Origin of the sequence: Cohnella yongneupensis (genome assembly GCF_042655785.1) — a bacterium.
GTDB lineage: Bacteria > Bacillota > Bacilli > Paenibacillales > Paenibacillaceae > Cohnella > Cohnella yongneupensis.
This window is the reverse complement of record NZ_JBHSNC010000031.1, coordinates 1-20,196: the sequence shown is the minus strand read 5'-3', so window position 1 is coordinate 20,196 and position 20,196 is coordinate 1. Positions and strand designations below refer to the sequence as shown.

General features: G+C 53.1%; 24 protein-coding genes. 11 read left to right on the top strand and 13 right to left on the bottom strand.

Annotated elements, in window-relative coordinates:
- Positions 1-131: 131 nt before the first annotated feature.
- The 6 genes from ACFPQ4_RS10285 to ACFPQ4_RS10260 all read right to left on the bottom strand — a co-directional run bounded on the left by ACFPQ4_RS10285 (position 132) and on the right by ACFPQ4_RS10260 (position 3,939).
- Positions 132-854 carry a DUF4386 domain-containing protein gene (locus ACFPQ4_RS10285; RefSeq protein WP_378111753.1) on the bottom strand — a complete coding sequence of 241 codons (723 nt, stop codon included), beginning with the start codon at positions 852-854 and terminating at the stop codon, positions 132-134.
- Positions 851-1,075 carry a helix-turn-helix transcriptional regulator gene (locus ACFPQ4_RS10280; protein WP_378111752.1) on the bottom strand — a complete coding sequence of 75 codons (225 nt, stop codon included), beginning with the start codon at positions 1,073-1,075 and terminating at the stop codon, positions 851-853. The genes ACFPQ4_RS10285 and ACFPQ4_RS10280 overlap by 4 nt, the downstream gene beginning before the upstream one ends.
- A gap of 7 nt (positions 1,076-1,082) precedes the next feature.
- Positions 1,083-1,535, bottom strand: a complete 453-nt coding sequence (locus ACFPQ4_RS10275; RefSeq protein WP_378111751.1) for a hypothetical protein — start codon at positions 1,533-1,535, stop codon at positions 1,083-1,085.
- A gap of 500 nt (positions 1,536-2,035) precedes the next feature.
- A complete protein-coding gene (locus ACFPQ4_RS10270; RefSeq protein ID WP_378111750.1) occupies positions 2,036-2,725 on the bottom strand; it encodes a L,D-transpeptidase family protein in 690 nt (229 codons plus the stop codon).
- Positions 2,726-2,824: 99 nt separating this feature from the next.
- On the bottom strand, positions 2,825-3,193 hold the full coding sequence (locus ACFPQ4_RS10265) for a DoxX family protein (RefSeq protein ID WP_378111749.1): 369 nt from the start codon (positions 3,191-3,193) through the stop codon (positions 2,825-2,827).
- A 185-nt stretch (positions 3,194-3,378) separates the two neighbouring features.
- A complete protein-coding gene (locus tag ACFPQ4_RS10260) occupies positions 3,379-3,939 on the bottom strand; it encodes a manganese efflux pump MntP (RefSeq protein WP_378111748.1) in 561 nt (186 codons plus the stop codon).
- Between the two features lie 141 nt (positions 3,940-4,080).
- Between ACFPQ4_RS10260 and ACFPQ4_RS10255 the strand changes: the two genes are divergently transcribed.
- From ACFPQ4_RS10255 to ACFPQ4_RS10225, 7 genes are all read left to right on the top strand, one after another.
- Positions 4,081-4,542, top strand: coding sequence for a WGxxGxxG family protein (locus ACFPQ4_RS10255; RefSeq protein ID WP_378111747.1), 462 nt, complete (start codon positions 4,081-4,083; stop codon positions 4,540-4,542).
- A gap of 101 nt (positions 4,543-4,643) precedes the next feature.
- Entirely contained in the window at positions 4,644-4,760 is a 117-nt protein-coding gene (gene pqqA / locus ACFPQ4_RS10250) for a pyrroloquinoline quinone precursor peptide PqqA (RefSeq protein WP_378111746.1), read from the top strand.
- Between the two features lie 49 nt (positions 4,761-4,809).
- Positions 4,810-5,730 (top strand): pyrroloquinoline quinone biosynthesis protein PqqB, encoded by a 921-nt coding sequence (gene pqqB / locus ACFPQ4_RS10245; RefSeq protein WP_378111745.1) that lies wholly within the window; start codon positions 4,810-4,812, stop codon positions 5,728-5,730.
- Positions 5,730-6,443 (top strand): pyrroloquinoline-quinone synthase PqqC, encoded by a 714-nt coding sequence (gene pqqC / locus ACFPQ4_RS10240; protein WP_378111851.1) that lies wholly within the window; start codon positions 5,730-5,732, stop codon positions 6,441-6,443. Before pqqB ends, pqqC begins: the two co-directional genes overlap by 1 nt.
- The gene (pqqD, locus tag ACFPQ4_RS10235; RefSeq protein WP_378111744.1) at positions 6,440-6,718 is read left to right on the top strand and encodes a pyrroloquinoline quinone biosynthesis peptide chaperone PqqD; all 279 of its coding nucleotides are present in this window, start codon (positions 6,440-6,442) and stop codon (positions 6,716-6,718) included. The genes pqqC and pqqD overlap by 4 nt, the downstream gene beginning before the upstream one ends.
- Positions 6,709-7,791: a pyrroloquinoline quinone biosynthesis protein PqqE gene (gene pqqE / locus ACFPQ4_RS10230; RefSeq protein WP_378111743.1), complete on the top strand. Its 1,083-nt coding sequence runs from the start codon at positions 6,709-6,711 to the stop codon at positions 7,789-7,791. Before pqqD ends, pqqE begins: the two co-directional genes overlap by 10 nt.
- A gap of 7 nt (positions 7,792-7,798) precedes the next feature.
- On the top strand, positions 7,799-8,737 hold the full coding sequence (locus ACFPQ4_RS10225; protein WP_378111742.1) for a dipeptidase: 939 nt from the start codon (positions 7,799-7,801) through the stop codon (positions 8,735-8,737).
- Positions 8,738-8,747: 10 nt separating this feature from the next.
- Here ACFPQ4_RS10225 and ACFPQ4_RS10220 read toward each other — a convergent pair whose 3' ends face one another.
- The 3 genes from ACFPQ4_RS10220 to ACFPQ4_RS10210 all read right to left on the bottom strand — a co-directional run bounded on the left by ACFPQ4_RS10220 (position 8,748) and on the right by ACFPQ4_RS10210 (position 12,143).
- Entirely contained in the window at positions 8,748-9,860 is a 1,113-nt protein-coding gene (locus ACFPQ4_RS10220) for a carboxypeptidase-like regulatory domain-containing protein (protein ID WP_378111741.1), read from the bottom strand.
- Positions 9,861-9,939: 79 nt separating this feature from the next.
- Entirely contained in the window at positions 9,940-11,676 is a 1,737-nt protein-coding gene (locus ACFPQ4_RS10215) for a pyrroloquinoline quinone-dependent dehydrogenase (protein ID WP_378111740.1), read from the bottom strand.
- A gap of 218 nt (positions 11,677-11,894) precedes the next feature.
- A complete protein-coding gene (locus ACFPQ4_RS10210) occupies positions 11,895-12,143 on the bottom strand; it encodes a hypothetical protein (RefSeq protein ID WP_378111739.1) in 249 nt (82 codons plus the stop codon).
- 148 nt (positions 12,144-12,291) lie between these two features.
- Here ACFPQ4_RS10210 and ACFPQ4_RS10205 point away from each other — a divergent pair, with 148 nt between their 5' ends.
- From ACFPQ4_RS10205 to ACFPQ4_RS10195, 3 genes are all read left to right on the top strand, one after another.
- Complete coding sequence (locus ACFPQ4_RS10205) at positions 12,292-12,702, top strand: cupredoxin domain-containing protein (RefSeq protein ID WP_378111738.1); 411 nt, start codon at positions 12,292-12,294, stop codon at positions 12,700-12,702.
- A 483-nt stretch (positions 12,703-13,185) separates the two neighbouring features.
- Positions 13,186-13,698: a tetratricopeptide repeat protein gene (locus ACFPQ4_RS10200; RefSeq protein ID WP_378111737.1), complete on the top strand. Its 513-nt coding sequence runs from the start codon at positions 13,186-13,188 to the stop codon at positions 13,696-13,698.
- A gap of 35 nt (positions 13,699-13,733) precedes the next feature.
- Positions 13,734-14,495 (top strand): tetratricopeptide repeat protein, encoded by a 762-nt coding sequence (locus ACFPQ4_RS10195; RefSeq protein WP_378111736.1) that lies wholly within the window; start codon positions 13,734-13,736, stop codon positions 14,493-14,495.
- 56 nt (positions 14,496-14,551) lie between these two features.
- Here the strand turns inward: ACFPQ4_RS10195 and mtnK are convergent, their stop codons facing one another.
- From mtnK to ACFPQ4_RS10175, 4 genes are all read right to left on the bottom strand, one after another.
- Entirely contained in the window at positions 14,552-15,757 is a 1,206-nt protein-coding gene (mtnK, locus tag ACFPQ4_RS10190; protein ID WP_378111735.1) for an S-methyl-5-thioribose kinase, read from the bottom strand.
- Positions 15,758-15,979: 222 nt separating this feature from the next.
- On the bottom strand, positions 15,980-16,282 hold the full coding sequence (locus tag ACFPQ4_RS10185; protein ID WP_378111733.1) for a hypothetical protein: 303 nt from the start codon (positions 16,280-16,282) through the stop codon (positions 15,980-15,982).
- Between the two features lie 162 nt (positions 16,283-16,444).
- On the bottom strand, positions 16,445-16,906 hold the full coding sequence (locus ACFPQ4_RS10180) for a chemotaxis protein CheX (RefSeq protein ID WP_378111732.1): 462 nt from the start codon (positions 16,904-16,906) through the stop codon (positions 16,445-16,447).
- A gap of 188 nt (positions 16,907-17,094) precedes the next feature.
- A complete protein-coding gene (locus ACFPQ4_RS10175) occupies positions 17,095-17,934 on the bottom strand; it encodes an AraC family transcriptional regulator (RefSeq protein ID WP_378111731.1) in 840 nt (279 codons plus the stop codon).
- Positions 17,935-18,063: 129 nt separating this feature from the next.
- On the opposite strand from ACFPQ4_RS10175, the gene ACFPQ4_RS10170 reads away from it, so the two are divergent.
- Positions 18,064-20,121, top strand: a complete 2,058-nt coding sequence (locus ACFPQ4_RS10170; protein ID WP_378111730.1) for a beta-galactosidase — start codon at positions 18,064-18,066, stop codon at positions 20,119-20,121.
- Positions 20,122-20,196 lie beyond the last annotated feature (75 nt).

Genomic DNA, 20,196 nt, shown 5'->3' with positions numbered 1-20,196 from the left:
TGGCGAAGAATGAGAGATTCGGTCGAGTGGAACGCGCAGAATTTTAGACGAAGATAGGGCTGTCCCTAAGTCGTCTTATTAAGACTTTTTTGGGACAGCCCTTCCATCCGCTTTCACCTATTCGCTAGCTACTACACCGCCAGCTCTCTATTATCCATTTTCGCGGACAACGCGGCTACGGACGATGTATTGAATCCTTTAACGATGAGCCATGTCGCGAACGTCATCTCGTAGGCGAACACCGGCAAAGCCAGAATGGCTCCCCACGACGAAAGCTGATCGATGACGCCGAACATTTCGAGCAAAGCCGCGACGAATACGAGCGTTGCGCCGGTTAAGCCCATGTAGGCGATAAACCGTGGAACGAATCGGGACTTGTAGAGCAAATACGCGCACATCATCGTATTGACGCCTAGCAAGAAGTTCGGCCCGAGCAGGAAGGTCCAGTCATGTACGGCGATTAAAACCGTACCCACGGGCTCGAAAGTATCGGTGCCTGGAAACGCCGTATCTACGTAATGCTGACTTAGCGTCAACAGAGACAGCATGCTGATAACGCCTACGACGACGACAACCGCTTCAAAAAGCCTGAAACAGACGTATCCGAGCGCTAAACTTTCGTTTTGCTTTTTCAACAACGGATACAACAAAATCGAGATCCCGACGACCGACACGGCTAGAATCAATTCGTTAATCGCGCCAAGCACGATCTCGTTAGCATGCTTCGAACCTTGAATCAGGTAATCGGACTCGTTAAGCAGCGGATTGTATAAAAGTAGCCCGATGATGGACGTAACCGCCGCCAGTATAAAAAGAATTCCCGCGATTCTCGCGTTATGCTTGTAAGCATTCATGGTTTGCTCTCCTCCTCGTAAGTGAAGACGTCCTCGAGCGATTGGCCGAAGACGCGCGCAATGCGAAAAGCCAATTCCAGCGAAGGCGAATATTTACCCTTCTCGATCGCTACGATGGTTTGCCGTGTCACCCCTACTTGGTCCGCGAGCTGCTGTTGGGTCATTTCGTTATGGTTGAACCGTAAGTTACGGATATTGTTGCTAATGTGACATAGGACCATCTTGAATTTAGACTCCTTTCCGGTAGAGATACAAGCGCCAAACGATTCCGACGGCTTCGGACAAAAATCCCGACAGGAACAAAATAACGAACATCGCGGACGGCTTCATATCCATCACGAGCGAGCCCATGGCTAGCAGGAATCCGATAATAAACGCGAAGTAGGACACCCTCATCGCTTTCAGCTCGATTAATTTGTCGAGTTCGTCGGCGAAGGTCGGTTCTTTCTCTTTGGTCGCGATCCGGTTACCGATGACGAACGCGATCTCTATGATGATTCTCGCCACCATCGAAATCGGAATGAGGATTAGGATAATGGCCCCCCAGGTGCGCATTAGCTCCGTGCCCTCTAGATTCGCATCGTTGTAACGTAAATACACGATCCAGCTGTAGATTCCGAAAATTACGAACGAACTGATAAGCGATACCGTATGCTTCTTCTCTTGATAGGACACGAGCATCTCCTCCGATGATCATATTTACTTTAACCACAAGTAAAGTTTTCCATACACAATGTAATATTTAGCATTCACGATGTCAAATATATTTTACATTAAAATTTGGGCAAAAAAAAAGATCCAACCCGCCGGTGAGCAAGGTTGAACCTTTCTCCTCGTCCGCAATCGGAACTCATCTCCTCATCCTACTCCCTTGATTCCAACCCTTTTCTCTCTTCTCTCTTGCGTGCTGAACGGCCCCATCCTCTCCTTTATACGCTCGCCATCTTGGCTATATGTAAGCTCGAAAAAGATACACAGCGATCCGAAGTTGATACAAAACGTATAACTCCCCATTCGTCGCCAGCAGAACCTTCTCCTTTCGCGATAATTGAGAGGTTTGGTCGAACGGAGAGTGAAACGCAAAAAGAGCTGCCCAAAGGTCAATTAATGACCTTCGAACAGCTCTTTACATGGTCTATTCAAACGCTAATGGCTATTAAATAACGTTGATGAACTCAACGCTATTCGATCAATCCGAGATTCTCGTATACTTCGATATCGGCAACCCCGTCAGGCTCCAATTGATGGTCCCGCTGAAAATGTTTAAGGGCCGCGGTCGTATCCGATCGGAATTTACCGTCGCAAGCTCCATTGAAATATCCGGCGCTCTTCAGCCGAGATTGGATCAGCTGAACGTCCCCTCCGACGTCGTTTTCCGCTAATACTCTAGGATTTTCGTTCGGACTTCCCAACACATGCCCGACGATCGTCACTCTAGTTCCGACCGGAACGATATCGAACAATTCGATAACGTCTCTATTCCGCATGCGGATGCATCCATGACTTTGGTGCTTCCCTATGGAGTCGGGCCTGTTCGTGCCATGAATCCCGTAAAATCCCCAAGGAACGTCCAAGCCGATCCACCGCGGGCCATAAGAGGGACCCCAATTGCGCCCTTTGTATGTGACCAGATAATCTCCGACTGGCGTAGGGGTGGATGGGTTTCCGACGGCGACCGGGTAAGTTTTAAGCGGTTTGCCGAGCATGTATAACACGAGCTTATGATTTAGAGGGTAAATCTCGATCGCATAGATTCCCTGATTCGATACGATCGGCAGGGAGGGATTCGCATGCGCGAACGGGACACTCGTCAACGTAAATAACAAGATGACTATTAATGCGATTCGCTTACAAAAATGCAACTTATTCATCGAGTACTACCGCCTCAAGTTCATAAAATGTAACCAAGACAGCTTAAGTATTGCTGGAAATGAACACCTCTATGCACGCGGGCATCTGCCTAAATGTTCTTATCCAAATGGATGGGCTAGTTCATCTGCAAATAACAATGCGACTGCAATAGCAATCGCGAGATTCAAGACAGCCGGAAACATTGTTCCGAAAGAATGTTTGACCTTGATATGCGAGAGGCATGCCAGCAACATCATAATGCAGATCCCTACTCCGGTCCAAGCGGCAATCCCCGGATACCAGTAACCGATAATGAGTCCGATGGAACCGATAAGTTGAATGATGCCCGTAATGACGCGGAACCCCTGAGGAAGCTTAATCGAATTGAACAGATCGACCTGATGCTTGGCTCCCGTAAGCTTGCTTACGCTAAAAAAGGCCATAGAGAACAGCAGCCAGCTTTGAATAACGATGGATAGGATGTGCATTTTAACCCTCTTCCTTATAATTTGATAATAAGACACCATTTGGTGTCTAATCAAATCATATTACATCCGTTGCTTATCTGTAAAGCCCCACGCCAAAAGAAAAAAATCCCCTGCGCCGCAAGGGATTTTCGGAACGTTCCCTATTTGTCAAGTCATAATCGCACATCTTACGCTCTCCTTCCGACTCAGCCATACAGCAAGGCAAAGTTCTCGATAAGCATCCAAACGCCCATGAGCCCCAACACGACGCCCGACGCTTTTTCGGCCCATTCGCCAAGGTAAGGCTTGAGTTTGGCGCCGAAAGTGACGCCGATGATGGAGAACGTGAACGATTGGACAGCAATCAGCATTATCGTGAGCGCGATCGGCGCTTGCATCAATCCGGCAGTAAAACCTACCGCGAGCTCGTCCAGACTGATGCCGATCGCAACCGCCAATAACGGCCACCCGGCGAGCGACCGTCCCAGCTCCTTTTTATCATCCTCATCCCGGTCGAAAAAAAGAAAATAGATCGCCACTCCGATCAATAACAGAGCGCCGATCGCCGATATCGCGCCTTTGAAATAATGACCGAGCGCTCCTCCGATGATCATGCCGGCAATCGGCATAAGGGATTCGGCCGTAGCGAACGCAAGCGCGATATTTAATTTGTTCTTCGGCTCTTTTCTTAGTCCCAACGAGGCGGAAATGACTAATGCATCGAACCCCAGCGACAGGGTTAAGATCCAAGCGAACAACGTTTCCATAGCCCTGCTCCTTCAACCGTCCTTAATTACCAATAAATATATACGATAGGATATTTCCGTAGTACAAGCATGGTATAGGATCGCCGCAATCATGAGACCCTAACCGAAGGATAAGATCACCCTTCAAAGGCAGGTAGGTCCATGAGAAAAACAATCTTATGCGGTTTATGGGCTGCGGTCGTATGTCTAATGTTTGCGGTTCCGGTCTATGCCTATTCCGGGACGGCAAACGGAGGAAACGGCGGGCTTGGCAACGGAATGGGAACCGGTACTCACGGCACTCACGACGGGATCTCCGCGAATCGCTACGATACTAGGATGTACGTCCAGTCGACCGACGGCGCGACAAGAACGAAAGCAACGCCTAATTACCACGTCAGCGTATACGGGACGGGAACGGGCAGTCAGTTCTTGAACGTAAACGCGAACGTTCCCGGCACGATGGTTCGCCACCCGGGGTATCATACGCAATCGTACGAAAACGGCGGATATCGCGCGCTGGAGACGACTTCTTCCAAAGGCATGGGATGGGGTTGGCTCGGGTTGCTCGGATTGATCGGGCTTTTCGGGATTTTCAGCCGTAATCCGCAACGCAACCGCTAAGACAATAAGCCTACGTATAACGATGCGGGTCACGCTCCGGCGAACGGACGGGACCTTGCATCGTTATTTGTGCTTCTTGGACATTCTTAGGCCGACATACAATGAATCAGGTTACGCGTCGCGATTCATGGAAGGGAGGTGTAACCATGTGGGTTAAGCCGGCTTTCAAGATCGTCGAGATTTGCGCCGAAGTGACGGCCTATGCGTATCGGAAATAACCGTACATGCCGGAGAAATCCGGCATCTCTTCTATAAAGGGGAGAGGCCATGATCATTAAAGTGTTAGGATCCGCCGCGGGAGGAGGATACCCGCAATGGAATTGCGCTTGTCGGAACTGCAGACGCGCGAGATCCGGCGATCCGTCCGCGCGCGCTAGACGGAATGATTCGCTGGCCGTGAGCCCGGACGGCAACCATTGGGTTCTGCTGAACGCAAGTCCGGACGTCTGCGTTCAGACGGAAGCGCACGCCTGCCTCCACCCGGGTCCTTCCTTGCGCGGCTCCCCCATTCAAGCCGTACTGCTTACCGACGCGGAATTGGACCATACGACCGGACTGCTTCAGCTCCGGCAAGGCTCGTCCCTCGACGTGTACGCGACGCCGCCCGTTCTCGGCGCGCTTGCGTACGACTTTCCCGTCAGGAGAATTGTCGAACCGTTCGCGAGCTTTCGATGGCACGAGACGAGGTTGGAGGAATCTTTTCCACTATTTGGGGGAAAATTGTCGGTATGTCCGTTTGATTTGGGCGACAAGCCCCCACGGTACGTCAGCACGAATCCGCTTCGGGAAGCTATCCGAGGGCAGGAACCTTGGAGCGTCGGCTATCGCCTGACGGACCGAAGGACGGGCGGGGTCGCGGTCTACGCGCCGGGAATCGAGGCATGGTCGCGAACGCTGGAGCGACAACTGGAAGGCGCCGATTGCGTCTTCCTGGACGGAACCTTCTGGCAGGACGACGAGCTTCGCCGGCTTGGCGTATCCGAGCTGAACGCGTCCGATATGGGCCATCTTCCCGTTGCCGGAGCTGACGGAAGCGCCGAGAGGCTAGCGCGTTTGCCGGCTCGCCGCAAAGTGTATGTTCACATCAATAACACGAATCCGATGCTGGTCGAAGACTCCCCGGAACGGCGAAAGTTGACCGACCTAGGCATTGAAATCGGATTTGACGGGATGGAGATGGAAGTTTGATGTTGGAATCGTATTTGCTGTCGAACGAACAGTTCACGTCGCGCCTGCGGCAAGTGGGAGAGGAGCGTTATCACGACAAGCATCCCTATCATATCGCGATGCATGAAGGGAAGCTTAACCCCGCTCAGCTGCGAGCTTGGATCGCCAACCGTTTCTATTATCAGAAAAATATCCCGGTCAAAGACGCGCTGATCTTGTCCAAGCTGCCCTCCCGCGAAGAACGCCGCGAATGGATTAAGCGGATCATCGACCATGACGGTCGGGAAGGCAACGAAGGCGGAATCGAAGCGTGGATTCGTCTGGGCGAAGCCGCGGGCATTCCGAGAGAGGAAATGCTGGATGAGCGCCACGTGCTTCCGGCCGTCCGGTTCGCCGTCGACGCCTACGTAAACTTTTGTCGCCTGGAGCCTTGGCCTATCGCCGTCGCCTCCTCCTTGACGGAATTGTTCGCGCCTACGCTCGTTTCCAAGCGGATCGGCGTATTCGAGCAGCTGTATCCCTGGATTCGTCCGGAAGGACTCGCCTACTTCCAAGCCCGGCTGACCCAGGCTCCGCGCGATGCGGATCACGGCTTGAGCCTCGTCTTGCGCGAATGCAGGGATCGCAGGGAACAGGAACAGGCGATCGCCGCTTTGCGGTTCAAGTGCGACGTCCTCTGGGCGCTCCTGGACGCGTTAAGCTTGGCATTCCCCGGCGGAGAGAACGGCCGATGAGCGCCTTGGCGATGTCGGATCGGCCGCGATTGCGCAGTCCGGGCCGGATGAAATACGACAAAGCCCGGCAGTCGGATTTATTGCTGCTGCCTGAGCGGGTCGTCGAGCTGAACGAAGCGGCGGGAGCGATTCTCTGGCTCTGCGACGGGCAGCGAACGATCGCGCAAATGATCGGGGAACTCGAGGCGAAATACGGTCAGGCCGGCCTCGGGGACGATATACTCGAATTCATCGCTTCCGCCGCGGAGAGGGGGTGGTTGGAGCTATGCGGGTAAGTTTACCGTATGCCTTGACCGCGGAGGTCACGCATCGTTGTCCGCTTCATTGTCCCTATTGTTCGAATCCGATCGAGCTTCAGAAGAGAGAAAACGAACTGTCGACCGATGCGTGGCTGAGCGTGCTGGAACAAGCCGGCGATCTTGGGGTCGCGCAGGTTCATTTCACGGGCGGAGAACCGCTGCTGCGCCCGGATTTGGAACGGCTCGTCCTTCGAGCCAGGGAAATCGGACTGTACGTTAATCTCATCACGAGCGGTGTAGGATTGACGGAAGAGCGCATCCGGCAGCTCGCGGAAGCCGGAGTCGACAGCATTCAGCTGAGCGTACAAGCTTCGTCCGCGGAGCTGGCCGATTCGATCGCCGGCTTCCGATCACACGAGCTGAAACGGCAAGCCGCGCATCGGATTCGCGAGAGCGGCCTTCCCCTTCATATGAACGTCGTACTCCACCGAGCCAACCTTCACCAGATCGAAGAAATCATCGAGCTCTGCGCGGAATGGGGAGCACAGCGTCTGGAATTGGCTAATGCCCAATATTACGGCTGGGCTTTGCGTAACGTAGATCAATTGCTTCCGCGACGGGAGCAGCTTCAAGAAGCAGAAGCCGCCTATTTACGGGCGCGCGAGCGCTTCGGCTATCATCTCGAACTTTTATGGATCCTCCCTGATTATTATGAAGATTTCCCGAAGCCCTGCATGGGCGGCTGGGGCAAACTTTCGCTTACGGTAGCGCCCGACGGGCGGGTACTGCCCTGCACGGCGTCGTCGGAAATTCGGAGCTTGTCTTTCGAGAACGTGAAGGAACGCGATCTGGCCTGGATATGGAATGATTCTCCCTCTTTTAACGCTTTTCGAGGCTACGATTGGATGCCGGAACCTTGCAAGAGCTGCGATCGTCGCGAGCTGGATTATGGCGGATGCCGTTGCCAGGCTTTCCTGTTGACCGGCGACGCGCGGGCGGCGGATCCGGTATGCAAGTGGTCTCCGAATCGCAGCGCGATCACGGATCGGATCGGCTCGATCGAGAACGGCGAATTCGGAACTCCTAACTATGCTTACCGAGGCAGGTGATCGGCGCATGAAAATATTCGACGCCCATTGCGACGTGCTAAGCAAGCTGCTGGAAAACCCCGAGCTGGATTTTGCCCATGGCCAAGACGGTCTGGACGTTACACTGGAGAGAATGCTGGAATCGGGCATTCGTGTGCAAAATTTTGCCGTGTATTTGCCGGAACGATGGTCCGGCGAATTTAAGCATGTCCTGGAAAGCGTCGATTTGTTCCACGAGCGCATTCTCGCCCTTCCGCAAATGCGGTTTATTCGCACGAAGTCCGATTTGCGGCTCGCGCGCGACGAAGATCGGATCGGAGCGCTGCTGTCCTTGGAAGGAGTAGATTCGCTTCACGGGAACTTGGTCTATCTTCGCATCCTGTATCACCTTGGCGTGAGGACCGTCGGCATCACTTGGAACCGCGCCAACTGGGCGGCGGACGGTGTCCTGGAGAAGAGAAACGGCGGATTCACCGCGGCGGGAACGGACTTGATCCGGGAATGCAACCGGTTGGGCCTGATCATGGACGTCTCCCATCTATCCGAGAAAGGCTTCTGGGAGCTCGTCGAGACTTCCCGAAAACCCGTCATCGCTACCCATTCCAACGCCAAATCGATCAGCCCCCGCCTAAGGAATCTGTCTGATGCCCAGATCGCCTCCCTCGTTCAAACCGGGGGCGTCATCGGAATAACGTTCGTTCCCCCGTTCGTGAGCGTGGAAGAACCGGTCCCTATGGATCGCATTCTGCTTCACATCGATCACGTGTGCGCGTTGGGTGGCAAGCGCCATATCGGGTTCGGTTCCGACTTCGACGGGATTCGGGAATGGATCGTCGGTTTGGAACACGCTGGACAATACGATCGATTGGTGAATCTTCTGCTGAAGCATTACCGGGAGGAAGACGTCGAGCTCTTCGTATACGGCAACTGGTTCCGATTCTACATGGAACATTTGCCGGACGAATAGACGTTAGTGCTCAAGGCGTTGCAGCAGCCAGTCTCGGATCATGATCGCCCGGTTGCACAAAACCGACGGGCAGCTCGTCCCCGGCCTTCAGCACCTTGCCCTGCGCGACGAACTTCGTCAGCCGGGTCTCGAAAAAAAGCGGGCGTTTCTCCCATGCGTCCTTCGGTACCGTCATAACAAACCGGCCATGCCGGTCAGGTATAGTCACGGAATACGGGGTCCCGGGCGGGACGTCGAGTCCGGCCAACAGACCGGTGTAAGTAGCTCCCCGCGAGGTCGTACAAACCAGCGTAGGAGGCTTATCGTCGATCACCGAGCCCTCCCTGGGCAGGCGGATCCGGATGTCTACGCTCGTATTACGAGGAAGGTTGAAGACTTTGCCGTCCGGCAACGTGTATCTTCTCGTGCCGACAATCACCGTAAGGTTCGTTTCCTCTTCCTCCGGCAAATAATACATCTCGTATCTTCCGTCCCGATCGGTCGGGGTCGACTTGGCGAAGCCTTCTCCGCCATCCCTATCCATCCATACGATCGCGTCCTTCACCGGGTTTCCGTCGGCATTGCCCACTTGGCCCGAGATCCGATACTTGTCTACCTGGAAGAAGGAAATTTTGTCGCCTGTCTCGATCATGAACCGAGCGTGCACCTTGACCCGGCTCGCATCCGTATCGGAAGGCTCTACCTGGGTCACCTCAATCGGATGGTAGACGCTAATCGTGGAGGAGGCCGACAGGATAGGATCGGCCACTTCGTTCCCGATCGGCTTGCCGGCGATCTTCGCCTCCTGGACCGACACTACGCTAACGGGCTTGCGGGCGATCAGACTACGGTCGACGAGCAATTCGAAAGAACCATCCTCCCGGGTCCGGATGGTTCTTCCTTGTGCGTCCGCTTGCAGGAGGGCATTCGCGACCGGCCGTTCGCCGAAAGTCAGCTTTCCCTTGACGGCAGTCAGGTGGGCGCCGTCGCTTTGCCACGACTTGGCCACGAATGACGTCCGTTCAAGCTCGATTCGGCCTAGAGGGACTTCCCTCCGCGCGATAACGACCGAACTAGAGACCATCCATAACGCCGTCGTAACGGCTAACAGAACGAACAATCGCACCTTGGATATTTTTATCATGCAGGGTTCTCCTTTAAATAAAGCGGCCAAGACAAGACGATTGCGCGTCCTGTCTTGACCGCCGGGGGTCAAATCTAATCTATTGCGCGGCATGTCCTCCGCCCGTCTCGGCTGTGCCTCCTGGACCTTGCGTCTTGTTGCCTCCTAAACCGAACACATGCACTTTCGGCTTCGTTCCGCCCGTGGTGAAGACGATGTATTCCTTGCCGTCGACCGTAAAGATCGATGGGGCTGCCTGCACGTTATCCCCGGACGTCTGGAACGTCCAGATCACTTTGCCCGCCTTAATATCGAGCGCATTGATCTTGCCGTCCAGCTCGCCGAAGAACGCCAGTCCCGAATCCGTGCTCGTCAAGCCGCCGCGCTGTGCATCCGTCGTCTTGATCTGGTAAGCTTGCTTGCCGGTATCCACGTTGATCGCGGTGACCGTACCGTATCCCTTGACGCCGGGCACCTCTCCCATCGATGTGCCGAAAGCTGCCGCACCGGGGACATCCGGGGTATCCGCTTCCGCCTCGGTCTTCGCCGATGTGTAGAGGGTAGGCGACTCGATGCCCGGAATCAAGACGTAATTCGTTGCGGGATCGTAAGATTCCGGCGCATAGTTTTCCCCTCCGAGCACGCCGGGATAGCTGATCGTGCCTTCGGTTGTAACTTCCTTCCTATCGATCTTGGCGAAAGGAACGCCGTCCCAGACGGTATCCCCCGTAGCTGCATCCCAAGCAAACCATAATCCCGACTTGCCGCCTTGCACGACAAGCTTCTTCTGCTGTCCCTTCACCGTGGCGTTGATAATCATCGGGGAGGCCGCCGCATCATAGTCCCACATATCATGGCTGACTTCCTGCTTGGCCCAAATCATCTTGCCGGTCATCGCGTTAACGGCCACGACCGAGTCGGTGTGCGGGTTCGCTCCCGGGCGATTGGCACCGAAGAAATCCGGAGCCGGATTGCCCGTCGCGAAGTACATAATGTCAGTCTCTTCGTCGATCGCAACGGGATTCCACACCGCTCCGCCTCCTTGGAACTTGCTGTTCGCCAGCCAATCCTGGCCTTTGGGCGGCACGATCCAGAACGGAGTATCCCAAGCCGGCGTCAAATCGCTCGCCTTGAACGCCGCAACGAAGCCTCTTACGCCGTTGTCGCTGCCGCTGCTTCCGATATAGACGTTGCCTTTGTAGTATTGGGGAGCGGTCGTCTCATAGTACCCGTTCTCGAGCGTAACCCCGTCGATAGAGTCGCCAAGCTTGACCATCTTCACCAGCGCGCCGGTCTTCTGATCCAAAGAGATCAGTGAATTGTCGACCGCCAGCATAAACACTTTGCCTTCTCCTACCGCTACGCCGCGATTCGCGATAATCCCCGCTTTCGAGAAGCCGGCAGCCTGCTCGGCCGACGGTTTCCAATGCCAAATTACATTGCCGGTCACGGCGTCTAACGCGAACACCTGATTCCCCGACGTCGTAAGGAAGATGACCCCGTCGACGACGACCGGATACGACTGATTCCCGTTTTTGACATCCGCGTCGAGCGTTTTCAAATCCGCGGACCAGATTACGCCCAGATCCTTGACGTTATCGATGGTGATCTCCTTGAAGGGGACGTGCCGGTTATTGGTCAGCGTATACCCATAGGAGCCCCAGTTATCGAAGCTGGTGCCGGTAACGCCTGCTCCGGACGTTGCGGACGGCGAAGTTGTGGTCTCCCCTGGCGTTGGGGAGGGTGACACATTGTTGTTATTGTTGTTTCCGGTACAAGCACTGAGCACCAACAATAAAGCAAGCGCCGCTCCGAATTTTGCATGCGGTTTTTTCACGGTTGTAACCCCCAAGATGAGTATGCGGTTTCGTGGTTCATGGAAGATCCAGCTTCATGCAGTTTCCGCTGAGTATGGTATTTCCAAACTAACGTAAATTATGTCAAAGGATACCCAGGACATAAATAAAGCCCTTCCGATTCCCTAATTGGGAAGCGAAAAGGCTGAATAACATACCTTCTGGCGTCAGGAGAGTAACGGGGCTAGCCTCCGCCCTTCTATGAACGGAATTCATAGTTGGCCGCGCTGTTCGCATCGAAGGCACCGACCGTCTCCTTGTTATCCTGCTTGTCGTAAAGCTTCCCGAGTTTCCAGCCGATCCCGATATTCACCACCGCCATCGCCGCATATAAGACAACGTCTCCCCAAGGCTCCGGCAGCAAGAGATCGGCCAGGAGCCAACCGCCGGTCATCGATACTCCCATCAACGCGCCCTTCATGGGCGATTTCAAGAAAGCTCTAGCCATTCGCACACCCTCCTGTTTATTCGCTTCACAAGTTCACGGTTCCCCTAAACCGATTGTATGTCGGGGACAAGAGCGATTATGCCGCGACTAAGCTCAGTATTCAACGAGCATAATAGCAAGGAAAAACTCTAGGAGGAATCTACGCTTCATGAAACTAAAATCCGTCAAGTTAGGTATGGTTCTCGCGCTAATCACCCTATTTGCGCTTAGCGCATGCGGTAAATCGAACAACAACAGCTCGAATTCGCAGTCTCCTTCGGCGCCGGCCTCGTCTCCGGCAGCAGCGGGAGGCGGAGCTACTAAGGAAGTCACGGAGCACGCCGTAAACTGGTCGTTCAGCGAACCCGAGATCAAAGCCAACGTAGGCGATACGCTTAAGCTCACCTTGAACAACGATAAAGGGGCTCACGGGCTGCAGATAGAGGATCTGGGCGTGGCGCTTAAGAACGGCGAAACCGCGACGATCAAATTGGACAAAGCCGGGACATACGATTTCCATTGCAATATTCAGTGCGGACAAGGCCATGACAATATGGTGGGGCAGATTATAGTCCAATAACTGAACTAGGATACAACCTAATCTTGATGCCTCGTTTGGCGAAACAAAAAAGCGGAATCCAATTGGAATATTGGAATTCCGCTTTTCAATGTGGAGTTCTTGTCACAGTCAGGGCTCTAAGCCTTTCACAAGCGTCAGCAGTAATTGTCTCACGAATTGAACTCTCGCTTCTTCCGGTTCATCTTCGCCTTGAAACTGCGTGTGAAATGCATGCTGAAAACATGCCCCGAGCATCAAATCCGCAACGCTGCGAGGATTCACGTCGGCATTCACTCTTCCGAGCTTTTGTTCGGCGCGGAATGCCCTCTATTGTTTCGATCGGCTTAAGTTCAATCCAAATAAAACGCAGTGACAAGCGTACATTTTAAGTAAACATAGTATTTCATCCAACCGTGATATGGGAGTCTCACATATCGTAACAAGTAGATAGTAGTACACCAGATTCGACATTTCGCCGGACTTGTCATTGGGAGGTCGATAGGAATGCCATCTCAAAGCGACCCTATGAACCCATTCGAGGAAGCCAAAGCACTCCATAATAAAGGGGTGGACGGAGACAAAAAAGCGGTAATACAAGCAAACGAGTTGCTTTTTAAGCTTCGTGCGACAGAGCCCGATGATGCGCGAATCGAAGCCTATTACGGCAGTACTCTCGTTCTATTAGGTCGGGATGCCGTTAAAATCCTGGAAAAGGCGGATAAGGCGGAAGAGGGATTAGACGCATTGAACCGGGCGATTTCTTTAGACGCCAACATTAAAGAAATTCGGTTTTTACGCGGGAACATTTGCCTGAGGCTGCCGGAGTCCTTTTTCCATTGCTCGAAAACGGCGATCGAGGACTTCACCTTCTTGCTTGACCGCTATAAAGAGAATTCCAGCTATCTTACTCAACAGCAAGTACGCGAAGTACTGCAGAATCTAAGTATAGCTTACCAAAATGCAGGACAACCCGACCAAGCGGATCTAGTTCTACAGCGTCTCAATCAAATGGATTGAAAGAATATAACAAATGAAAGAGAGGGGTGCGACCCTTGACGTTCGATGAGAGACTAGACAAGATTAAATCGTTGTATATAGAAGGCGCGAAAGGCAGCGCAACTGCGGTTCAAGAAGCAAATCAGCTTTCGGAACGGCTGCGACTCGATTACCCGGACAACCCTCATGTGAAAGCTTACCATGGCAGCATCATGATATTAATCGCTCGGGATAAAAAGAACCCGCTCGAAAAGTTGAGATGGTCGAAGAACGGCTTAAAGCTTCTCGACAAGGCGGTAGCTGCCGCTCCGAACGATAGTCAAGTCCGATATCTCCGCGGCAGGTCCGCATTCAAGCTGCCAGAGAAGCATTTTCAACGTACGAAGACGGCAATTGAAGATTATTCCTTCCTGATCGATCAGGAGTTGCACCAAGAAGGCCGTCTCGGCGCCATGGGCATCGACTACTCGAAACTAACCTACGAGCTTGGCGAGGCGTATAGCAGAATCGGTCGGAACGAGGACGCGGCCAAAGTCTGGACAAAGCTGGAGCAACAAACGGAGGATCTGGAACTCCGGCAGCTTCTTAGAGAACAGCTGCAATCCTTGGAAGGCAAACCCGCGGTCGAACAAATCCAAGCCAACACCGGCTTCGTATCGATCCTGATAGGAATAGCAGCTCTGACCACCGGCAATTTACTCGTCAATATTGCTGGAAAAGGGCTGAAAAAAACAGGGCTCTTTCAGGCTCCCAATAAGAAAAATAATATAAACAAAGAAGCTAGAGGTAAACCTCGCAATAACAAAAAACGGCACTAGAGTACTGCACAGAAAGGCGCTAGCCGTCAATCGGCCTAGCGCCTTTCTCTTTCTACTTAGCTCACGGCATCTAAAGCGATTTGCAGCACTTCCTCGATTGAGCGGGCGGAGCGGTTCCGTTTGATCAGCGCCGCACCGATCTTCAGCGCAATCCGCTGTGCTTGTTCACGGGCAACAGCATCCTCAATGCGCTCGATGTCCGCGACGTGGATAAAACCATGGACGCGACACACCATTTTCACACCGGCAAAGCCGATTGTGTCCTGCAGAAGTTTGGCCACGTACAAATCCTGATATCCTCGGGTCTTCGCCATCCGGTCGACAGGATGTCCGTTCCAAAGCGCTCGGAACTGTAGCTCGAATTGACTCCATAATTCGCGAACGCTATCCAGCAGGTAGCGGCGGTAATCGTCGCGCTCCTGCGCATCCTTGCTCCAACCCTCTTGGCCTGAATAGTTCAGCAACAAATTGGCGATGACTGTCCCGATATCGAAGCCCATCGGACCATAATAAGCAAATTCGGGATCGATGACCTTCATCGAATCCGGCTTGATGAAAATATTATCCGTATGCAAATCGCCATGCAACAGAGCTTGCGCTTTCGTCAGAAAGCTCTCCCGCAGTAGCGCGACCTCGAGATGAAGCTCCGTATCTGCCCAAATGCGCTCAACGGCATCTCGAATAGGAGGCTCGAATATATTCATCCGGGACTTCTTATAGGGAGCATCAAAGACGAGATCTTCGGTAATATTGCAAAGCTCCGGATTGATGAACGCTTTCACCCGCTGTTTCTTCTCTTGCAGGTCCATGGCCAAGTCCGATGTGAACAATAACGTTCGCGCCAAAAATGTTCCAATTTGCCCGCCGAACGACGGATAACGGCCCCGCTCCATCAGTCCGCGTCGCATGGGGACGTGATCGCTCAAATCTTCCATGACGATCAACGCCAAATCCGGCTCGTACGCGTATACTTTTGGCGTCAGATCAGGACAAAGCTCCCGTTGAATGCGCAAAGCTTCGCTTTCAATGCGTACTCTGTCCAGCGTCAAGGGAACCGATTCGCCGATCACCTTGATGTAAGGCAACGCCTGTTTCAGGATTAAGCCCCGCCCGGATGCCGAGTCCGTAATTTGAAACACGCGGTTGAGATTCCCATTGCCGATCTCCCGTGAACTCAGCTGCACGCCAGCCGGGAATAATCCTTCGATGCCGCGCGCATATTCGACCGCTTCCGCTTGTTCTAAGATGTGAAAGTTGCCCAATCTCGCATCCCTCCGATTATCGATACCTATCTTGTCTATATATTCAAATGGATACTTGATTACCTCAACGCTTGCGTAAAAAGCATATTCGACTCCGGCTCCCTGTGCGCGGAACGCCCCCGTTTAGTTCGATCTCAGTCAGGTAACCAATAAAAAAAGCAACCCAGAAGGTTGCTCGATCGTTCTGCTTGCGGTTCGACCAAATCGGATCTCTGAATCGAATCAGATAACCTTTCCGACATCATGCTGACCGACGATAAGCTTCACCGGCTCCAAAAAAACTCGGGTAATCGCCGGCTGCGTGATCAGATCAATCTCAATATCTTCGACTTTATAACGGGCCGGATAGTCTTGCCTTTTATCGTAAACCACTTCAAACTCATTCAATCCTAGATGATGTATAAGAACGGAGGAACCGATCGACAACGCTCCGCTTGCATACTCCCCGTGCTCGAACAACACTTCGGATATAATTTCCTCATTCATATCCACGATCGTCACCTTTTGACAAAATAGATAACGCATTTAATAACCTCTCCCTCTGCTCTTTGGTGTTGATCGACTTGTGCGAATCGTTCGCGCCATTCATCCTTATTATCGGATAATGATGGCAAATCTGTATAGAAAGATCGACAAAAAACGCAGTCCCATTGGACTGCGTGCGTTGTACTGTTTTGTAGACTTTTTTTATTCTAATGTTACAGCCATTTCAAGTTTATAGGTGACATCCAAAATGATCGGCGCGCACAAGATCACGGAGCCAACCGGGGATATTTCCATACCGGTCCCCATAAATAAGCTCGGTGGCGTAATGTTGATTCCGATTCCACGCGAAGCAAATATGGTCGCCGTATTCCCAATAATCATATTCATTAGCTCTTTAATGGCGCTCTTCGCCAAATCATCGAGAACCTTTAACTTACTCATATGCATCATGCTGCCTGCGATATGCAGCGCATCCTCAATAGACAATATTAAGTATACGGAACCGCGCATTTCCCCCGTTACTCCAACGCTTACAACAACGGAGTCTTGCACTTGAATTTCACGTTTAAGGTATGGCTTCCCTAGCTTTGCTGTCATATTTACGACTTTATCGCAAATATCCGCAGTCGTTTCAATGAAAGGATTGATATAGTTTACGTTCATCTTTACATGGCTCCCAAGTAAATCTCCAGTATTGTTGTTAGTTATCTATCGATGTACGCACCAACTGATGAAATTATTGGGCTTTGAACCACTGTTTATCTTACCATTTTATGATCGGTTAGTGAATAGTAGAGTTGTATCTCATTACTTTGCGGGGATCCCGGGTATTCTGCCTCCTGGCCTAGCGTTCATCTCCGTTTATTCCACGCCTTTGGCGTCTCCCCGTATGTCCGTTTGAACATGCGAATGAAGTAGCTGGGTTCCATTCCGAGCTGTTGCGCGACTTTGTCGACCATGATGCCGGAACCTTCTTCGAACAATTCCTTCGCCTTGCGCATGCGCAGTTGCAAAATATACTTCTGCGGCGTGACGCCGTAGCTGGCGACGAACAGTCGGTGAAAATGCTGCACCGAATAACCGACAGCCCTGGCGACGTTAGTCAGAAGCAGCCGTTCTTCGAAATGGTTGTGGATCAGCTTTACGGCGGCATCCAGATTGGCGTTGGGCTGGGCGACTTTGGAGTTTACCTTGTCGAACCTCCCGGCTGGTGCCGCTTCCTCCAGCAGGAACAAGAGCATATCGTAAACCCGCTTTGACGTTTCCCAGTAGGCATTTCCTCTGTTTAAGTCGATCAAGTGCCAGAGCGATGTCAGCTTATCCCAAAGGGGTTCAAATCGCGATATGCCGAACGGGGACAAGATCCTCTCCCCCAACATTTCGAGAATCGCTCCAGAAGCCTTTCCGTTAAAGGCGACGAAACCAAGCTCCCATCCTTCGCTTTCGTCGAGCGCCGAATACGAGTGACTTACACCCGCCGGGAGCACGTACGCCATTCCCGGCGTCAACAGCGCTTCTTTTTTTCCTTCCGCCTTAAACACGCCGCTCCCCTTATTACATAGAAACAATTGATGTTCCGAGTAGCCGTTTGGGCGGTCGATCGGCTTCTGGTCGTGGCTGCCAACGCAGATCGCGTAGAGCGGTACGTTGTTCTCCTTGTGCGCGATTTCCGCGAGAAGAAAAGGTAACATATATAAAATTCAACTCCATGTTAGGATCGTACGACTTTTGGAGAATAATCTTCTACCAGTATAAACGTCCGATCGCCTAACATGAAGATAGAAGCGAGAATAAGTCGATTATCTAAGGAGATAGAACAAATGAACCTCAAGCACCCGCCCGTCAGTCCCAAACTGCCCGTCCTGATGCACGGAGCCGACTACAATCCAGACCAATGGCTGCACGATCCCGCGATTTTAAAAGAAGATCTTCGGCTGATGAAGCTGTCCGGGTGCAACGTCATGGCCGTCGGCATTTTTTCTTGGGCAGCGCTCGAACCGTCGGAAGGCCGATTCGAGTTCGAATGGCTGGACGACGTGCTCGATTCGTTCGCGGCTAACGGCGTCTACGCCTGGTTAGCGACGCCGACCGGCGCACGTCCGGCATGGATGTCCGAGAAATATCCCGAAGTACTTCGCGTAGAGCCGAACCGGGTTCGCAACCTGCACGGCATGCGGCATAACCATTGTTACACCTCCCCGGTCTACCGTGAGAAAACCGCAATAATCAACGGAAAATTGGCCGAGCGATACGGTAACCACCCGGCAGTCGTCGGCTGGCATATCTCCAACGAATATCTCGGCGAATGCCACTGCGACCTGTGCCAGGAAGCGTTCAGACAATGGCTGCAGAACAAATACGGCACGCTCGAAGCGCTCAATTTCTCCTGGTGGACGTCGTTTTGGGCGCACACGTATACTTCTTGGGAGCAAGTCGTTTCGCCTGCGCCGCACGGTGAATTCGGCGTGCACGGCCACAATCTCGATTGGCGCCGATTCGTCACGGACCAGACCGCAGACTTCTGCCGGTTCGAAGTCGCGTCCGTGCGCAGCGCGAATCCGGCGCTGCCGATTACGACGAACTTCCATATGATCGAAAGCCTCGATTACCGCAAGCTGGCCGAAGAGATCGACGTCGTCTCTTGGGACGCGTACCCAACTTGGCACGACAAGAAGGACGACGCTGCGCTCGGTTCCCATTTCGCCTTTTACCACGACTTGTTCCGCTCGCTCAAGCGCAAGCCGTTCCTGCTTATGGAGAGCACGCCAAGCGCGACGAACTGGCAACCGGTCAGCAAGCTGAAGCGACCGGGCATGCACAAGCTTTCGTCGCTTCAAGCCGTCGCGCACGGCGCCGATTCGGTCCAATATTTCCAATGGCGCAAAAGCCGCGGTTCAAGTGAGAAATTCCACGGCGCCGTCGTCGACCACGTCGGGCACGAAAACACGCGCGTCTTTCGAGACGTGGCCGACTTGGGACGAACGCTAGCCGACCTATCAGAGGTCGTCGGCACTACGACGCCCTCGGAGACGGCGATCCTGTTCGATTGGGATAACCGCTGGGCGGTGAAAGACGCTCAAGGCCCTCGCAATTCCGGCATCCATTACGAGGAAACGGTCATGGCGCATTATCAGGCGTTCTGGAAGCAAGGCGTTCCGGTCGACATCGTTGGCTCGAATGAGGATCTTTCCTCTTATAAGTTGATCATTGCGCCGATGCTGTATTTGTGCCGCGAAGAAACGGGAAGGACATTGGAGTCGTTCGTGGAAAACGGCGGCACGCTCGTGACGACTTACTGGTCCGGCGTCGTCGACGAACGCGATTTATGCCACTTAGGCGGATTTCCGGGTCCGCTGCGGAAAACGCTCGGCGTATGGGCGGAGGAAATCGACGGTCTGCACGACCATGACGTCAATGGCGTGGTCTTGCCGGAAGGCAATGCTCTCGGCCTTACAGGCACCTTCGAGTCACGCGAGTTATGCGAGATTGTCCATTTGGAAACGGCTGAAGCGCTTGGTTATTACGCGGACGACTTCTACGCGGGGCAACCCGCTCTGACGGTCAACAAATTGGGCCGAGGACGGGCCTATCATATGGCGACCCGTCTGGGCGACGATTTCCTCTCCGCATTTTATCGGCAAATCGTGTTGGAGGCAGACATCTCTCGCGCGCTCGACACCGATTTGCCGGAAGGGATTACGGCGCAAGTGCGGACGGACGGGAGTTCTGATTACGTGTTCGTCATGAACTTCGGCGGCAAGCCCTACCGCGTGGAATTGGACGAGCGGACATACATCGATATGGAAACCGGAGAACCGACGGGCAGGCATCTCGATTTGCCTGTATATGAGGTGCGGGTGTTAAAGCGTGCAAATTGAAATCTAACCAATCGAGTAGATAGGGGCGGCAAGCCCCTGACCTCTCACACCACCGTACATGCGGGTCCGCATACG

What these genes read in the sequence shown, in the direction of transcription:
- pqqC (WP_378111851.1), top strand. Translation starts at nt 5,730, where the DNA reads ATGTTGGAATCGTATTTGCTGTCGAACGAACAGTTCACGTCGCGCCTG.
- ACFPQ4_RS10280 (WP_378111752.1), bottom strand. Translation starts at nt 1,075, where the DNA reads ATGGTCCTATGTCACATTAGCAACAATATCCGTAACTTACGGTTCAAC.
- ACFPQ4_RS10205 (WP_378111738.1), top strand. Translation starts at nt 12,292, where the DNA reads ATGAAACTAAAATCCGTCAAGTTAGGTATGGTTCTCGCGCTAATCACC.
- pqqD (WP_378111744.1), top strand. Translation starts at nt 6,440, where the DNA reads ATGAGCGCCTTGGCGATGTCGGATCGGCCGCGATTGCGCAGTCCGGGC.
- ACFPQ4_RS10270 (WP_378111750.1), bottom strand. Translation starts at nt 2,725, where the DNA reads ATGAATAAGTTGCATTTTTGTAAGCGAATCGCATTAATAGTCATCTTG.
- ACFPQ4_RS10265 (WP_378111749.1), bottom strand. Translation starts at nt 3,193, where the DNA reads ATGCACATCCTATCCATCGTTATTCAAAGCTGGCTGCTGTTCTCTATG.
- ACFPQ4_RS10200 (WP_378111737.1), top strand. Translation starts at nt 13,186, where the DNA reads ATGCCATCTCAAAGCGACCCTATGAACCCATTCGAGGAAGCCAAAGCA.
- pqqB (WP_378111745.1), top strand. Translation starts at nt 4,810, where the DNA reads ATGATCATTAAAGTGTTAGGATCCGCCGCGGGAGGAGGATACCCGCAA.
- ACFPQ4_RS10185 (WP_378111733.1), bottom strand. Translation starts at nt 16,282, where the DNA reads ATGCGTTATCTATTTTGTCAAAAGGTGACGATCGTGGATATGAATGAG.
- ACFPQ4_RS10220 (WP_378111741.1), bottom strand. Translation starts at nt 9,860, where the DNA reads ATGATAAAAATATCCAAGGTGCGATTGTTCGTTCTGTTAGCCGTTACG.
- ACFPQ4_RS10180 (WP_378111732.1), bottom strand. Translation starts at nt 16,906, where the DNA reads ATGAACGTAAACTATATCAATCCTTTCATTGAAACGACTGCGGATATT.
- ACFPQ4_RS10170 (WP_378111730.1), top strand. Translation starts at nt 18,064, where the DNA reads ATGAACCTCAAGCACCCGCCCGTCAGTCCCAAACTGCCCGTCCTGATG.
- ACFPQ4_RS10210 (WP_378111739.1), bottom strand. Translation starts at nt 12,143, where the DNA reads ATGGCTAGAGCTTTCTTGAAATCGCCCATGAAGGGCGCGTTGATGGGA.
- pqqA (WP_378111746.1), top strand. Translation starts at nt 4,644, where the DNA reads ATGAATCAGGTTACGCGTCGCGATTCATGGAAGGGAGGTGTAACCATG.
- ACFPQ4_RS10255 (WP_378111747.1), top strand. Translation starts at nt 4,081, where the DNA reads ATGAGAAAAACAATCTTATGCGGTTTATGGGCTGCGGTCGTATGTCTA.
- ACFPQ4_RS10175 (WP_378111731.1), bottom strand. Translation starts at nt 17,934, where the DNA reads ATGTTACCTTTTCTTCTCGCGGAAATCGCGCACAAGGAGAACAACGTA.
- pqqE (WP_378111743.1), top strand. Translation starts at nt 6,709, where the DNA reads ATGCGGGTAAGTTTACCGTATGCCTTGACCGCGGAGGTCACGCATCGT.
- ACFPQ4_RS10225 (WP_378111742.1), top strand. Translation starts at nt 7,799, where the DNA reads ATGAAAATATTCGACGCCCATTGCGACGTGCTAAGCAAGCTGCTGGAA.
- ACFPQ4_RS10285 (WP_378111753.1), bottom strand. Translation starts at nt 854, where the DNA reads ATGAATGCTTACAAGCATAACGCGAGAATCGCGGGAATTCTTTTTATA.
- ACFPQ4_RS10260 (WP_378111748.1), bottom strand. Translation starts at nt 3,939, where the DNA reads ATGGAAACGTTGTTCGCTTGGATCTTAACCCTGTCGCTGGGGTTCGAT.
- ACFPQ4_RS10275 (WP_378111751.1), bottom strand. Translation starts at nt 1,535, where the DNA reads ATGCTCGTGTCCTATCAAGAGAAGAAGCATACGGTATCGCTTATCAGT.